Origin of the sequence: Candidatus Planktophila lacus, from assembly GCF_002287925.1 — a bacterium.
GTDB lineage: Bacteria > Actinomycetota > Actinomycetes > Nanopelagicales > Nanopelagicaceae > Planktophila > Planktophila lacus.
This window is the reverse complement of sequence record NZ_CP016769.1, coordinates 438264-453434: the sequence shown is the minus strand read 5'-3', so window position 1 is coordinate 453434 and position 15171 is coordinate 438264. Positions and strand designations below refer to the sequence as shown.

General features: G+C 49.3%; 14 protein-coding genes and 1 tRNA gene. All 15 read right to left on the bottom strand.

Annotated features, from left to right (window positions below):
- Nucleotide 1 precedes the first annotated feature (1 nt).
- The gene (locus A1s21148_RS02270; RefSeq protein ID WP_095670864.1) at nt 2-985 is read right to left on the bottom strand and encodes a PhoH family protein; all 984 of its coding nucleotides are present in this window, start codon (nt 983-985) and stop codon (nt 2-4) included.
- A gap of 18 nt (nt 986-1003) precedes the next feature.
- Nucleotides 1004-1351 carry a histidine triad nucleotide-binding protein gene (locus A1s21148_RS02265; protein ID WP_095670863.1) on the bottom strand — a complete coding sequence of 116 codons (348 nt, stop codon included), beginning with the start codon at nt 1349-1351 and terminating at the stop codon, nt 1004-1006.
- 16 nt (nt 1352-1367) lie between these two features.
- Entirely contained in the window at nt 1368-2087 is a 720-nt protein-coding gene (locus A1s21148_RS02260) for an RsmE family RNA methyltransferase (protein ID WP_095670862.1), read from the bottom strand.
- The gene (dnaJ, locus tag A1s21148_RS02255) at nt 2087-3187 is read right to left on the bottom strand and encodes a molecular chaperone DnaJ (RefSeq protein ID WP_095670861.1); all 1101 of its coding nucleotides are present in this window, start codon (nt 3185-3187) and stop codon (nt 2087-2089) included. The genes A1s21148_RS02260 and dnaJ overlap by 1 nt, the downstream gene beginning before the upstream one ends.
- Nucleotides 3188-3928 (bottom strand): HrcA family transcriptional regulator, encoded by a 741-nt coding sequence (locus A1s21148_RS02250; RefSeq protein ID WP_095670860.1) that lies wholly within the window; start codon nt 3926-3928, stop codon nt 3188-3190.
- A 34-nt stretch (nt 3929-3962) separates the two neighbouring features.
- Nucleotides 3963-4301 (bottom strand): DoxX family protein, encoded by a 339-nt coding sequence (locus A1s21148_RS02245; protein WP_095670859.1) that lies wholly within the window; start codon nt 4299-4301, stop codon nt 3963-3965.
- A 22-nt stretch (nt 4302-4323) separates the two neighbouring features.
- A complete protein-coding gene (gene hemW / locus A1s21148_RS02240; RefSeq protein WP_223299413.1) occupies nt 4324-5442 on the bottom strand; it encodes a radical SAM family heme chaperone HemW in 1119 nt (372 codons plus the stop codon).
- Between the two features lie 2 nt (nt 5443-5444).
- Nucleotides 5445-7322 (bottom strand): translation elongation factor 4, encoded by a 1878-nt coding sequence (gene lepA / locus A1s21148_RS02235; protein ID WP_095670857.1) that lies wholly within the window; start codon nt 7320-7322, stop codon nt 5445-5447.
- 49 nt (nt 7323-7371) lie between these two features.
- On the bottom strand, nt 7372-7641 hold the full coding sequence (gene rpsT / locus A1s21148_RS02230; RefSeq protein ID WP_095670856.1) for a 30S ribosomal protein S20: 270 nt from the start codon (nt 7639-7641) through the stop codon (nt 7372-7374).
- Between the two features lie 131 nt (nt 7642-7772).
- Nucleotides 7773-8723, bottom strand: coding sequence for a DNA polymerase III subunit delta (holA, locus tag A1s21148_RS02225; RefSeq protein WP_095670855.1), 951 nt, complete (start codon nt 8721-8723; stop codon nt 7773-7775).
- A 47-nt stretch (nt 8724-8770) separates the two neighbouring features.
- Nucleotides 8771-10882 carry a ComEC/Rec2 family competence protein gene (locus A1s21148_RS02220; protein WP_095670854.1) on the bottom strand — a complete coding sequence of 704 codons (2112 nt, stop codon included), beginning with the start codon at nt 10880-10882 and terminating at the stop codon, nt 8771-8773.
- 62 nt (nt 10883-10944) lie between these two features.
- Nucleotides 10945-11559: a ComEA family DNA-binding protein gene (locus A1s21148_RS02215; RefSeq protein ID WP_095670853.1), complete on the bottom strand. Its 615-nt coding sequence runs from the start codon at nt 11557-11559 to the stop codon at nt 10945-10947.
- A gap of 69 nt (nt 11560-11628) precedes the next feature.
- On the bottom strand, nt 11629-14109 hold the full coding sequence (leuS, locus tag A1s21148_RS02210; RefSeq protein ID WP_095670852.1) for a leucine--tRNA ligase: 2481 nt from the start codon (nt 14107-14109) through the stop codon (nt 11629-11631).
- Between the two features lie 19 nt (nt 14110-14128).
- Complete coding sequence (locus A1s21148_RS02205; protein WP_095670851.1) at nt 14129-15043, bottom strand: oxidoreductase; 915 nt, start codon at nt 15041-15043, stop codon at nt 14129-14131.
- Nucleotides 15044-15091: 48 nt separating this feature from the next.
- A tRNA-Ala gene (locus A1s21148_RS02200) sits at nt 15092-15164 on the bottom strand.
- Between the last annotated feature and the right edge of the window lie 7 nt (nt 15165-15171).

The window sequence follows — 15171 nt, the reverse complement described above, 5'->3', positions numbered from 1 at the left end:
ATTAGGAGTTTCGGATATTACGAGGTGCAGCCTTTGCCGCATCAAATTTCTCGTAAGCCTTGACGATATCGCCGATCAAGCGGTGGCGAACCACATCTTCTGCGGTTAGCTCCATAAATGCGATGTCATCAATATCTTGCAAGATATCGGTGATGACGCGAAGCCCTGACTTTGCTCCATTTGGAAGATCGATCTGCGTTACATCGCCTGTAACAACCATCTTGGAACCAAAACCTAAACGGGTTAAGAACATCTTCATCTGCTCAGGTGTGGTGTTCTGCGCTTCATCTAAGATGATAAATGAATCATTTAAGGTACGACCGCGCATGTATGCAAGCGGTGCTACCTCGATAACCCCGGTCTGAATCAAGCGTGGAATCGAATCAACATCGATCATGTCATGCAGCGCATCAAAGAGCGGGCGCAGATACGGATCGATCTTTTCGCTTAAGGTGCCAGGAAGAAATCCTAAACTTTCGCCAGCTTCAACTGCCGGGCGCGTAAGCACAATGCGATTTACCTTCTTGGCTTGCAAGGCAGCAACCGCTTTCGCCATTGCTAGATAAGTCTTACCGGTACCGGCAGGACCAATTCCAAAGGTGATGGTGTTATCTTCAATCGCATCAACATAGTGTTTCTGATTTGCCGTCTTTGGTCTGATGGTGCGACCGCGGTTAGAGACAATATTTAAAGATAAGACTTCGGCCGGGCTTTGCGCAGGTTCTTGGCCGAGCATCGCAATACTGCGCGCAACGGCATCAACTGTTAAAGATTGACCAGAGCGGATAACCAGCGTCATTTCAGCAAATAACTTTTCAATTGCTAAGCAATCAATATGTGGTCCGCGCAGAGTTATCTCGTTACTGCGAACTGTGATGTTAACGCTTGGGAAAGCCGCTTCGATCGCTCGTAAGTTGGCATCGTTTGCTCCGATGAGTGAGACCATCGGAATCGCTGGTGGGACGGTTATTAAAGTGCGTTCCATATATCGCTGATACTACTTTTAACCGGGTGGCCAAGCGAGCCCACGCCCGCCCAGCAAATGTAAATGAGCGTGAAAGACGGTCTGCCCAGCATCTGCGCCGGTATTAAAGACGGTGCGGTAGCCATCTAGCTCGCGCTCGGCGGCGATATGGGCGGCTGCGGTGAAAAGATCTGCGGTAATCGTTGGTGACATCTTGGCAAGAACTGCCGCATTTTCAGTATGCACCGTCGGAATCAAAAGCACATGAGTTGGTGCCTGCGGATTTAAATCGTTAAATGCAACAACGTTCTCACTGCGATAAACAATCTCGGCTGGAATCTGTCCCTCAATAATTTTGCAGAAGATGCAATTTGGATCAAGTGCCATGAGTGCGACTATACCTTTACCAAATTCTCAAAGCTGCGTTTAAGCCTGATAACGCAGCCATTCCGGCATGAGCCGAACGGAAAATTGGGCGACCAAGTAGCGCAACTTGCGCACCAGCTTTGGTAAAGAGCGCGACTTCTTCATCGGTTAGCCCACCTTCTGGACCAATGATGACTAGAACTTTCTGCGAACCCGGTTTAATCACTTCAGTGAATTTACGTTGTGCGCCTTCGTGCAAAACAATTACCAGATCATAATTTGGAATTTCGGCGGCAATCTTTGCGGCATCTAATACGCCCATCACAAATGGAATTCGATTACGACGCGTTTGTTTACTTGCCTCGCGCGCAGTGGTGGCTAACTTCTGCATTAGATCTGGAGAACCTTTGCCGATCGAACGCGCCGCAGCCCAGAGCAGAATCACATCAGCGCCGCCTGCAGTATTTAACTCAATAGATTCCTTGATGCGATCGCCCTTGGTGAGCGCCTGTGCGACATGTAGTTCAACACACAACTTATCTTCAAATCCGGTTGATAAGACTTGCACCGTCATATCTTTCTTGCCAACAGTTAACACCTTTACAACCGACCAGCCACCTTGCCCACTAGATAGGGCAAGTGAATCTCCAACTTGGGTGCGCAGGACGCGAATTGCGTGCGCTGCTTCATCTCCCCCGAATTGGTAAGTACTGCCTACTATCGTAGGAAGATCGGCGACGAAGAAGAGGCTAAGCATTAGCGACCGAAGGCATCTCTAAATTTGCTAAAGAATCCTTGCTCAAGTCCCTTGATCTTTACATCGCCAGGCTTTTCACCACGCGCTGTAGCAAATTTACGGAGTAGTTCTTCTTGTTCACGATTTAACTTATGTGGAGTTTGCACTTCCACGTGAACAATTAAATCTCCACGGGTTGCAGCGCGCAGGCGGGTCATACCTTTGCCACGAACTGGGATCGTTGCCCCGCTCTGTGTTCCGGCGCGAACTTCTACTTCGATCTCGCCATCTAAACATTCAACTTTAACTTTGGTACCAAGAGAAGCTGCAGCAAATGAAACTTCGATTGCTAAATGCAGGTTGTGGCCATCGCGAATTAAGAATGGGTGTTCTGCTTCAACGATTTCAACGTAGAGATCTCCTGCAGGTCCGCCACCGGCTCCGACTTCACCACGACCGGCTAGTTGAATACGGTTGCCGGTTTCAACACCTGCGGGAATTTTGACGTTTATATTTTGACGAGCGCGTACGCGGCCATCGCCAGCACATTCACGGCAAGGATTTTGAATTACGCTGCCAAAGCCCTGACACGCAGAACATGGACGCGAAGTCATAACTTGTCCTAAGAAGGAACGCTGAACTTGTTGGGTTTCGCCGCGACCCTTACATACCTGACACATTGCAGGTGCTGAAGCATCGGCAGAACCCTGTCCGTTGCACTTGGTACAGGCGACTGCGCTTTCTACCGAGATGTCGCGTTCAGTTCCGAAGCAGGCTTCATTTAAATCAACTTCAACGCGGATTAAGGCATCTTGTCCTTGGCGCATACGTGGACGTGGTCCGCGGTTTCCACCGCCACCGAAGAAGGCATCCATGATGTCGCTAAATCCACCGCCACCAAATCCACCACCGAAACCAGAACCGCCCATGTCATATGACTGACGTTTCTGCGGATCACTTAAAACTTCATAGGCGGCAGTTACTTCTTTAAATTTATCTTGTACTGCAGGATCAGGATTTACATCGGGATGCAGTTCGCGCGCAATTTTGCGATAAGCCTTTTTAATTTCGTCTGAACTTGCCCCACGATCAACGCCAAGTGTTTGGTAATGATCAGCCATTTATTGTGGGCCTTCCGTAATGTAACGCCCAACATAACGAGCAACTGCAGAGACTGCTGCCATCGAGCCTGCGTAATCCATACGCGTTGGCCCAAGAATACCGAGCGCTCCAACTGGAGACTCCGCTGCGCCATAACCAACTGTGACAAGGGATGTTTGACGTAAATTGCTCTCACTTTGTTCGCCGCCGATTCGCACCTTAACGGTGTCATTGGCATCGCCAAGTAAGCGAAGCAGAACAACTTGCTCTTCAAGTGCTTCAAGAATTGGTGAGAGAGATGTTCCTAAATCTTCACCAGAACGCGCCAAGTTGGCGGTTCCAGAAATAGTCATCTTTTCGCTACCGGCGCCTTCGCCAGTTATGGGATAGGTAATTACTGCAACCTGCTTGGTTAGATCTGCCAACAACTTTGCAGATCTCTTCATCAATTGATCCAAGTTGTTTGCTTCATCTAAAAAAGTTTCAATCGCACGGCGTTCGGCAGATGACATCGGCTTCACCGTTGCCAACTTATCTACGAAGACTCGGTAACCAAGATCAGTTGGAATACGTCCGGCCGATGTATGCGGATGAGTGATTAGCCCTTCATCTTCCAGAACCGCCATCTCATTGCGGATTGTTGCAGGCGAGAGCCCTAGAGAAGTTTTATCGGCAATCGCCTTAGAACCCACGGGTTCTTGGGTAGCTACGTACTCATCAACGATGGCGCGCAAAATCTCGAGTCGGCGTTGTGATTGCATAGCTTTTTCTATAGTTCTTTTCTCTTATTAGTCTCTAGATCAAAACTAGCGCGATAGAAATTAAAGTTAAGAGGAAGAAGGCAGGGAAAGCAGTCTTCGCCTTATTTGCTTTGAAGTGAACAAAGATGGCACCGGCCATAAAGAACCAGAGTCCAACTAGTGGGAAGTACGCCATCCAATTCCACTTGAGGCCGAGGATTAGGCCAAGCGCCAATAGCGCTTCAAAGAAACCGATTACGCGCGCGAGTCCATCTTTAACATTTACATCGCGGGTGCCAGATAGCCCCTTCTCGTTGCCGCTGGCTTTGGAAAGGCCAGAGATAACAAATACGACGGCGAGAAATGCCAGGATGATCGTTGCGCTAGTAGTCATGGGCTAAAGGTACTACAGGCGCTTAGGCCAGCGCCTCTCGGACTAAACGGTCAGCGATCAGCCGACCTTGTGCAGTTAACTGGATTGCATCGCCAACTATCTCTAGATGGCCTGATGATTTATAGGCTTCTAAATTTTCTTTGGCGGCATCAGTTAATAGCGAGAGCGCTAAACCAGTGCGCATACGAATCGCCAACATAATTGATTCTTCGCGCAATTGTTCAGCAGTTAAATCCTCTGAATCTGCAATTGGTGACTCACCAGCAAATAACTTCTGTTTGTAAGCAGTTGGATGTTTAACGTTCCAGAATCGTTTGCGATCAACATGTGAATGCGCTCCTGGCCCAAGACCCCACCAATTAGCGCTCTTCCAATAAGCAATATTGTGCAAGCACTCTTTGCCAGGCTTTGCCCAGTTAGATAGTTCATACCAATTCAAACCTGCGTCATTGCACATCTGATCAACCAACAAATACATATCTGCCATCAGATCATCATTTGGCATAGTTAACTCACCACGTTTGATCTGCGCCGCAAGTTTGGTGCCTGTCTCAACAATCAACGCATAAGCGCTGATGTGATCGATATCCAGCGAGAGCGCCTCAGTTACGGTGCTGCGCCAATCCTCCAGTGATTCACCAGGAGTTCCATAAATCAAATCAACGCTAATACTTTGAAAACCTGCAGCTCGCGCCATATCAACTGCGCGCTTTACATTGGCCGGATTGTGGGTTCGATCAAGCACCGCTAGAACATGAGGTTGCGCAGATTGCATTCCGAATGAGATGCGGTTGAAGCCTGCGGCGAGATAGGCAGCTAACTTCTCTTGCGTTACCGAATCTGGATTTGCCTCAAGCGTAATCTCGCAATCAGCAGTTAAACCATTGCGCGCCTTAATCGCGGTGATTACTCGACCTAGATCATGGGCGGGCAATAGCGAAGGCGTGCCTCCCCCGAAGAAAATTGTTGGGACTTGGTCTTTAGGTGCGCTCTCTAATTCACGCAGAACCGCATCGATGTAATCGTTAGAGACGATCTCAAGGGTTGCGCCATCCTGTAGCTCAGTAGGCGTGTAGGTATTGAAGTCGCAATATCCGCAGCGCTTAATGCAGTACGGGATATGTACGTAGAATGAGAGCACGATCAGTCTTGCTTACGCGCGGCTTTAATCTTTTCGATATCAGCATCTGTGGCGAGGGCGGCAACGAAGGCTTCTTGCGGAACTTCAACGCGTCCCACCATCTTCATGCGCTTCTTACCTTCCTTCTGCTTTTCCAGAAGTTTGCGCTTACGTGAAATATCTCCGCCGTAACACTTAGCAAGAACATCTTTACGGATCGCGCGGATGCTCTCGCGCGCGATGATGCGTGAACCAATAGCAGCCTGAATAGGAACTTCGAACTGTTGGCGCGGAATAAGTTCGCGAAGTTTGCCGGTCATCATCACGCCATATGAGTAAGCCTTATCGCGGTGAACGATTGCGCTAAAGGCATCTACTGCCTCGCCCTGGAGCAAGATATCGACCTTAACGAGATTGCCTTCTTCGTCACCGAGTTCTTCATAATCAAGTGAGGCATAACCCTTGGTGCGGCTCTTTAGTTGATCGAAGAAATCGAAGACAATTTCAGCAAGTGGCAAGGTGTAGCGAATTTCCACGCGATCTTCCGAGATGTAATCCATCCCCTGCATCGTGCCGCGACGTTCTTGGCAGAGCTCCATGATGGTTCCGATGTATTCAGATGGCGCAAGGATGGTGCACTTTACGATCGGTTCTTTGACGTAATTGATCTTGCCATCAGGAAATTCTGACGGATTGGTAACGATAAATTCTTTGCCATCTTCTAGCATCACGCGATAGACCACGTTTGGGGCGGTTGATATCAAACTGATCCCGGATTCGCGCTCTAGACGCTCGCGCACGATCTCCATATGCAAAAGACCGAGGAAACCGCAGCGGAAACCAAAGCCAAGTGCTGCAGAGCTCTCTGGTTCATAAACAAGGGCTGCATCGTTTAACTGCAATTTATCTAGCGCATCGCGAAGTAAAGGAAAATCTGCGCCATCTAGTGGAAATAGACCAGAGAAGACCATTGGCTTCGGATCTTTATAACCAGCAAGTGCGGTCTTTGTTGGGTTTTGATAGTTAGTGACAGTGTCACCAACACGTGACTGTCGAACATCTTTTACACCGGTAATTAAATAACCTACTTCGCCAACGCCTAAACCTTTACTGGGTAGTGGCTCTGGTGAGATAACGCCGACTTCAAGTGCTTCATGTCGAACGCCAGTTGAGAACATTTGAATCTGTTCGCGTGGATTAAGGCGTCCATCGATAACGCGAACATAGGTAACCACACCGCGATATGAGTCATATACAGAGTCGAAGATAAGTGCGCGCGCAGGTGCGTTGGCATCGCCAACTGGTGCGGGAATCTGCGCAACGATCTGATCTAGAAGGTCGGCAACGCCATCGCCAGTTTTTCCAGAGACGCGTAAGCAATCTTCTGGTTGGCAACCGATTAAGCGAGCAAGTTCTGCCGCAAACTTTTCGGGCTGCGCATTTGGGAGATCGATCTTATTTAGAACCGGAATAATCGTTAGGTTGTTCTCCATCGCCAAATAAAGGTTGGCAAGAGTCTGCGCTTCGATTCCTTGTGCGCAGTCAACGAGCAACACTGCGCCTTCGCATGCAGCGAGCGAGCGCGAAACTTCGTAGGTAAAGTCAACGTGCCCAGGAGTATCGATCATATTTAGGATGTATTCCTGGCCATCGATACCGCTGCGCCATGGCAGACGAACTGCTTGCGACTTAATGGTGATGCCGCGTTCGCGTTCGATATCCATGCGATCTAGATATTGCGCGCGCATATTGCGAGCTTCTACAACTTCGGTGATGCCGAGCATGCGATCTGCCAGCGTTGATTTGCCGTGATCGATATGGGCGATGATGCAGAAGTTACGTATCTGCGCGGGGTTTGTCGCTGCCGGTTGCGGAGCCTTGGCAATTGGAATTGCAGGCACTTATGCGACCTCTAACTTAACTTGGGCTTTAATTCTGGTGGAAAGAAAATTAACGAGCGCCGGCTTTGGCAGCTGCCTTAGCCATTGATGACTTCTTATTTGCCGCAGTGTTACGGTGAACAACACCCTTTGCTACTGCAACGTCTAGAGCCTTTGAAGCGGCGCGGAGTTCAGTCGTGGTTGTTGCTGCATCGCCCTTTACGACTGCTTCGCGGAATTTGCGAACAGCGGTCTTTACAGATGAAGAGACAGACTTGTTGCGAGCTTGCGCCTTGTTATTGGTCTTAACGCGCTTGATCTGCGACTTGATATTTGCCACGTGTATTACTCCGAACGTTGAAAGCTTTGATGACCCTTTTGGTAATCAGGCAGGTGCGTAGGTTATCAGCGCAGGGGGCGCAGGCTCAAATTGGGTTGAAATCCCCGCCTGACTTAGGACTTATCTGGGAGTTATCTAGCAGCGCGAGCAGCGGTAATCGTGGCCAAGGCTTTTTCGAGGGCATAGATCGGATCTGTCGCTGCTCCCTTTACCTGTGCATCTGCCAGAGCGATCGCTTGAACCGCCTTGGAAAGTGCGCGCGGCGTCCAACCTTGCAATTGGCGACGGGCTTTATCAATCTGCCAGGGCGCCATACCGAGTTGTCCGGCAAGTTCGAAAGATTTAGCACCAGTGGCAGAACCAGAAACTTTTGCCAGGCTGCGAAGTGCGGAAGCGATTGCAGATGTAACCATTACTGGATCTGTGCCAGTTTCAATTGCGCTGCGCAGTGAAATTAAGGCAGTTGGTAAGTTGCCATCAATAGTTGCATCAGCAACATCAAAGCCAGTTGTCTCAACGCGGCCTTGGTGGAATTCATCGATGTATTTTTCATCAATTACTCCCGCAGGTGCATCGAGTGCGATCTGCGAAACTGCTTGTTGTAGCTCGCGCATATCACCACCGAGTGCGCCGACAAGGGCGGCAACTGCGCCAGGTGATGCCTTGCGGCCAGAATCCAGGAATAACTCTTTGACAAATTGCTCTTTCTCGGCATCTTTCTTTAGCGGCTCGCAGGCAATTATCTCTGGCTTAACTTTCTTAATCGCATCAAGGAGCGCCTTACCCTTTACGCCGCCCTTATGAATGAAGATCACCGTAGTTGTGGCATCTGGTTCGGGTAGATAACGAGTTATTTCATCGCGAGATTCTTCAGGTAGATCTTGCAGATCTTTAATGATTAGCGCGCGGCGTTCGGAAAATAGCGAAGGGGCAAGTGCATCAGAGATATCTCCGACAATCGCATCTGCAGCAGAGATGGTGGTGACTTCCGCTTTCTCCTCTTTTAACTGTGCAGAAATTTTAGAGAGCGCGCGATCTGCCAGCGCTGCTTCAGAGCCAAGGATGAGATAGAAATCGTTCATCGCTTGGCTCCTTTCCTCTTAAATTCTTCTTAAATTCTTTTAGAAAATCATTCCCAACGGAGAAAGGTTAACTTTGATCTGCTGGTTCGCACCTTAAGGCGATGGTTACGGGCGCTAATTGCGATCGCGCCATCTCTGTCGGTACGCAGTACTTTAGCGCCTGTCGCCTCCAATAGTTCAAGGGTGGCAGGCGCCGGATGGCCATAACTATTTCCCGCGCCAACGCTAATCATCGCAACTTGTGGCGAGAGCGCCTTGGTAAAGATCTCATCTTGATATGCCGAACCGTGATGGCAGACTTTATAGATATCGACTTCACTTGTAGTTGATGCGATCAAACTCTGCGATAACGGCTCCATATCTCCACCAGCAAAGAGTGTGTAATCCGAAGTTGTAATACGTACCGCGATACTTGAGTTATTAGGATCGTAAATTCCGGAATCTGGCCATAAGACTTCAATATCAACTGGGCCTTGTGTGCTTTGCAATTGCGCACGTGCACCACGCTTTACATTTTGATACCAAGTCAGGTCAATCTTGCGCCCCTTGATTACACCTGGCCAACCTGCGATGTGATCGGCATGGCCATGGGTAATTATCAAAAGTGGAATCTCGCGTACACCAAGTTGTTTTAAACAACGATCAATCGCTTCCGGATCGGGGCCAGTATCAATAACAATTGCGCGGTGGTCGCCCAAGTTAATTGCGGCGCCATCGCCTTGTCCGATATCGCAATTGGCAACCTGCCAATCCCCTGCTGGAAAGCGTTGCAGATAGGAAAGGCTCACTACCAAGATAACAACGGTTGCTACCAACCGCTTTGGCGCAAGCAAGAAGAGCGCAATAACAACGGCAATAACTAGAAAGCCAATCAATCCTTTCTGCAGAGTTAAGACGCGATAACCGGCGGCCCAATCTGCAACCCAGGCGATCCAGATCGCTAAAGGTTTAATGCAGGTAATTAGCAAGGTAGAAAGTTGCGGAAAGAGCGGTGAAATCAGCGCTGCGATAAAGCCGGTGATCGTAATCGGTGCGACGGCAGGTGCGGCAAAGAGATTTGCAAATAACGAAGCGGGAGATAGAAAGCCAGATAAAGCAACGATGACAGGCGCGCAGAAGACCATCGCTGCAATCGGTGGCGCAGCAGCTTGTGCCAATAACTTCGGCACACCACGTGCGAAGAAATTGGTAACCCGCGGTGCATAGAGCAGCAAACCAGCAGTTGCCAGAACAGAGAGCGCAAAACCTGGTTCGCGCGCCTGCCACGGATCACCGACAACAACCAGTGCGATCGCAAATCCCAACGCCGGCAATGAATCAGCACCGCGTCTGGTTCCGTAAGAGATAAGTAACACCGCAGCCATTGCTGCAGCACGCAGAACCGATGGCGATGGACGAACCAGTGCGATAAAACAAATAAGCGCGATCGCAGTGGCAATAATGCGAAAACGCATACTGCGAAAGAGAAATTGCATGCACCATAAGACAAATGCCGAAACGATTGCAAAGTTGGCACCGCTTACTGCGACTAGATGCGTTAACCCAGATCTGCGCATATCGCTCTTGAATTGATCACTCTGCAGTGAGGTATCCCCCAGAACCATTCCGGGGATAAGCGATGCGCCATCTCCTGAACCACTTGCGTTGCGAAGTCCTAAACGGATCGCCGCTAAAGATTTCGCCCATGAACTTGCTTCGGTAGTTGCTGTAACCGAACCGCGTGCAATCAAGAGCGCACCAGTGCGCGCCTCTTTACTTTCCAAGACGCTGGCACTCAAGGAAATCCACTGACCAGGAAGCAGGCCAACCACGCTCTTATCGGAAGTAATAATCCGCACCGGTGTTCGCAGATTGAACTTTTCGCTACCGCTATCAATCTGCCGTAGCGATGCCAGAAAGCTATAACTCGGTGGCAAGAAGTTCTGTCCGCTTACCCGCTTAGCAGTGCGCTGTGGATCGGTAGTTATTTGCGCCCTTACTTCAACGGTGCTTTGAAAGTAATTGGCAACCGCGCTCGATTCCAGACTCTGCTGGCGCATCGACATAACCACTGAACCCAAAGTCAGCGCAATTACCAGAACGATTACCCGGCGCTTCTTCTGTGAAATCGCCAGCAAAACAAAGCAGATGGCGCCGAGGGAAATTCGCCACGGCGCCATCCAACTTTGCGTAAGTGCACCAACCCAAACCGCCCCTCCTAAAGCTAAGGCGCGGTAATCAATTAGACGCGTAACTTCTCTTTAAATTGCCCGTACTTTGCAGTGCCTATCCCAGAGACCTTAAGCAGATCTTCAACTGTTAAGAACGGTCCATTTATTTTTCGATAGGCAACGATGCGCGCGGCAAGTACGGGGCCGATTCCATCAAGTGATTCAAGCTCTTTTGCACTGGCACGATTTAGCGAAATTGGGCCGGTTAGCTTCGCCTTGGCGCGCTGTGGCGATACGCGCGCAGCGCTGCCACCTTTCTGCGGTGGATATATATAAACCTGTTCGCCATCTTTGATGATGCGCGCCAGATTTATATCTGAAACATCGGCGCCCTTAACGGTATCGCCGGCCGCCTTTATCGCATCAATTACTCGTGAATTAATTGGCAGTGAATAAACGCCGGGATTTACAACGGCGCCTGCGACATCAACGGTTACCTGCGTAACGCTTTCGACCATAGTTAATTCGGGTGCAACGACTTCGATTTCTTGCGAGGTGCCGCGGACTACAAAGAAGGCAGATGTTGCAACAACAATTGCAGAAAGCGCGAGCAGTGAGCGTTTCTGGGGCGAGGTGAAGGAGATATGGCTCCACCAGGAGCGAAAGTTTTCAAGTATGGAATTCATGGCCCAGATTGTGCAGGGCTTTAACTTTGTTGATAAAAGAAGATAAGTAGGTTGTGGCTAAATAACGATCTAAAGAACGATATTTACGATCTTTGGAGCGCGCGCGATAACTTTCTTCGGCGTTGCACCATTTAACTCAGCGGCAATTGTTGGGTGGGCTAGCGCTAACGCTTCGATCTCGGCATCGGTAATTGTTGGTGGAACTTCGATGCGCTCTTTGATCTTGCCGTTGATCTGGATAACGGCTTCAACCGCATCTGCAACCAATAGTTTTTCATCCACAACTGGCCATCCGGCAGTTGCAATCGCTGGCTTATGGCCTAGGCGATCCCACATTTCTTCAGCGGTAAATGGAGCAACAAGTGAGAGCATGATCGCAATTGCTTCAACTGCTTCACGAACTGCAGGATCTGCAGCTCCTGGACCTGAATCAATCGCCTTACGCGTTGCATTTACTAACTCCATAACGCGCGCGATGGCAACGTTAAAGCGGAAGGATTCAACGGCGAATGCGGCATCGTGCAAAGCTTTATGCGTTGCTTTACGAAGTGCGATATTGCCAGATGCGAAGTCAACGCCCGGCTGTGATGTGACATCGCCCGATAAACGCCAAGCGCGACTTAAGAATTTAACCGAACCAGATGGTGAAACATCGGCCCAATCAACATCATCTTCAGGCGGACCTGAGAAGACCATTGATAAACGGATCGCATCGACGCCATGGTTTTCGAGTTCATCAGAGAGACGAACCAAGTTGCCACGTGATTTCGACATCGCAGAACCATCCATAACAACCATGCCTTGATTTAGCAGGCGGGTAAATGGTTCGGTAAAGCCAAGCATTCCGATGTCATGCAAAACTTTTGTGAAGAAACGTGAATAAAGCAGGTGCAAGATTGCATGGGTTACGCCACCAACATATTGATCAACTGGCAACCAGGTATCGATATCGGCGCGTGAGAATGGTTCGTTATGGTTAGTTGAAGATGGATAACGCAGGAAGTACCAAGAAGAATCAACGAAGGTATCCATCGTGTCAGTATCGCGAAGCGCTGCTGCGCCGCACTTTGGACAAGAGGTATTAACCCAATCAGTTGCTGCAGCAAGTGGTGATTGACCCTTCGGCTTTAGATCAAGACCTTTAGCATCAGGAAGAGTGAGTGGCAGTTGATCTGCTGGAACCGGAATTTCGCCGCACTTTTCACAGTGAACGATTGGAATTGGTGTGCCCCAGTAACGCTGGCGCGAAACAAGCCAATCGCGCAGACGGTAGTTACGTGCTGATTTTCCAAGTCCATCTGCCTCTAACTGCTTATTGATTGCAGTAATTGCGTCTGTTTTGTTAAGTCCATTTAAAGAACCTGAATTAATCATCTTTCCATCGCCTGTTGTGGCAACGCCTGAAACGCTTGGATCTTCTTCATCGCTTTGCACAACAACGCGCACTGGAAGTTTCATGGCGCGGGCAAAATCTAAGTCGCGTTGATCGTGTGCTGGAACGGCCATGATCGCACCGGTTCCGTAATCAGCTAAAACATAATCTGATGCCCAGATCGGTAACTTCTCACCATTTACTGGGTTGATCGCATAACGCTGCAAGAAGACACCGCTCTTTGGGCGATCTGTTGCCAGGCGATCGATATCCGAGGCCGCCTTTACGGATTCAAGATACGTTTTAAATTCACTTTCAGCAGGTGTGCCGCTAGCAAGTTCTGCCGCGAGCTCAGAGTCAACAGCAACGACCATAAAGGTTGCGCCGTACAAAGTATCGGGGCGGGTTGTGTAGATCGTTACAGGTTCTGTGCGGCCTTCGATAACGAAGTTAACGTTGGCACCTTGTGAGCGACCGATCCAGTTGCGCTGCATCGTAAGGACTTTATCTGGCCACTTACCTTCGAGCTCTTTCATATCATCGAGCAAGCGATCGGCGTAATCAGTGATCTTGAAATACCACTGATTTAACTTCTTCTTGGTTACTGCTGTGTCACAGCGTTCGCAAAGGCCAGCGACTACTTGCTCGTTGGCAAGAACTGTCTGACATCCTGGACACCAGTTAACGGCGCTATCTTTACGGTAAGCAAGACCGCGTTTATGAAGTTCGATAAATAACCATTGGTTCCATTTGTAGTACTCAGGATCGCATGTGTTAAAGACGCGATCCCAGTCGAAAGAACATGCGTAACGACGCATCGATGCTTTCTGCGTTGCAATATTTTCGTAGGTCCAGATGCGCGGATCTTCATTGCGCTTAATTGCTGCGTTTTCAGCTGGTAGACCGAAGGCATCCCAACCAATTGGGTGCATGACGTTAAAACCTTTTTGGATCCAGTAACGCGCAATCACATCACCGAGTGCATATGCCTCAGCGTGGCCCATATGTAGATCACCAGAGGGATAAGGAAACATATCCAAGACATATTTCTTAGGGCGCTTATCGTCGGCGCGACCTGATTTAAATGGCTCTAATTTGTCCCAAACTGGAAGCCACTTCTCTTGCACATAGGCGAAGTCATACGCAGCATGCGTTTGTTCATCGCGTGAAGTGGTCATTAACTTAGTTTATCGGGCTTTAGCCCCAAGTAACGCCAGTCAGTTCTTCGCTAACGCTCCATAATTGCGCAGCTATTTGTTGATCATATGCAATTGCAGCGGCGCGGGTGAGTTTGGGATTACCGCGCATCTCCATAAATCCATCAGGCCCGATATATGAGGCGCCATATAACCCTGGAAAAGTTGCGGCGCAGAGCGTTGGTAGCGCACCACGTCCGGCGCTCTGCGCAAATAGCGCATTGGCAAGTGCGCCAGCGCGATCTTGTACAGATGCTCCGCTAATTAAATTGGTTGCGGCATAACCTGGGTGAGCAGCCACTGCTTCGATATTCCAGCCATTGCGATTGCTGCGACGTTCGAATTCATGGATGAAAAGTAAGTTAGCAAGTTTGCTTAAGGCATATGCCGACCAAGGGTTGTAGGCGCCGATTCCGCGAGAGCGATTGCGTAGCTCATCTGAAGATATTCCAGAGATGCGGGCAGCGCGATGCATCTGTGAAGAAACAGCAACGATTCTTTCGCTAACTTTTTCACGCAGTAAACCAGTTAGCGCAAAGTGACCCAAATGATTGGTGCCCATCTGCATTTCAAAGCCATCTTTAGTTAGCGAAAACGGTGTCGCCATAACGCCTGCGTTAAGAATCAGCACATCAACTGGCTTGGTAAATTCCTTAGCAAATTTTTTAACCGATGCTAGGTCTGCTAAATCAAGGAGCTTGAAGTCAACGCGTTCTTTAGCGATCTCGGCGACAACTGCAGAACCTTTGGCGGCATCACGTGCGGTAATTGTTACGTGTGCACCTGCGCGAGCAAGTTCGAGCGCGGCCTCTTTCCCGATACCGCTGGTGCCACCTGTGATTAAGAAAGATTTGCCAGTGAGATCACCGATGTCTGATGCGTTCCAGCCACGTGGAATTGTGGTGACGATAGACATTTACTTTCCATTCTTTTCATTTAAATTAAATATTTTAAATAACTTGAGTGGAGATAAGGGGATTCGAACCCCTGACCTCTTCCATGCCATGGAAGCGCGCTACCAACTGCGCCATATCCCCGTGCTGT

What these genes read in the sequence shown, in the direction of transcription:
- A1s21148_RS02265 (WP_095670863.1), bottom strand. Translation starts at nt 1,351, where the DNA reads ATGGCACTTGATCCAAATTGCATCTTCTGCAAAATTATTGAGGGACAG.
- A1s21148_RS02215 (WP_095670853.1), bottom strand. Translation starts at nt 11,559, where the DNA reads ATGAATTCCATACTTGAAAACTTTCGCTCCTGGTGGAGCCATATCTCC.
- A1s21148_RS02245 (WP_095670859.1), bottom strand. Translation starts at nt 4,301, where the DNA reads ATGACTACTAGCGCAACGATCATCCTGGCATTTCTCGCCGTCGTATTT.
- A1s21148_RS02220 (WP_095670854.1), bottom strand. Translation starts at nt 10,882, where the DNA reads ATGGCGCCGTGGCGAATTTCCCTCGGCGCCATCTGCTTTGTTTTGCTG.
- leuS (WP_095670852.1), bottom strand. Translation starts at nt 14,109, where the DNA reads ATGACCACTTCACGCGATGAACAAACGCATGCTGCGTATGACTTCGCC.
- A1s21148_RS02260 (WP_095670862.1), bottom strand. Translation starts at nt 2,087, where the DNA reads ATGCTTAGCCTCTTCTTCGTCGCCGATCTTCCTACGATAGTAGGCAGT.
- dnaJ (WP_095670861.1), bottom strand. Translation starts at nt 3,187, where the DNA reads ATGGCTGATCATTACCAAACACTTGGCGTTGATCGTGGGGCAAGTTCA.
- A1s21148_RS02205 (WP_095670851.1), bottom strand. Translation starts at nt 15,043, where the DNA reads ATGTCTATCGTCACCACAATTCCACGTGGCTGGAACGCATCAGACATC.
- A1s21148_RS02270 (WP_095670864.1), bottom strand. Translation starts at nt 985, where the DNA reads ATGGAACGCACTTTAATAACCGTCCCACCAGCGATTCCGATGGTCTCA.
- A1s21148_RS02250 (WP_095670860.1), bottom strand. Translation starts at nt 3,928, where the DNA reads ATGCAATCACAACGCCGACTCGAGATTTTGCGCGCCATCGTTGATGAG.
- holA (WP_095670855.1), bottom strand. Translation starts at nt 8,723, where the DNA reads ATGAACGATTTCTATCTCATCCTTGGCTCTGAAGCAGCGCTGGCAGAT.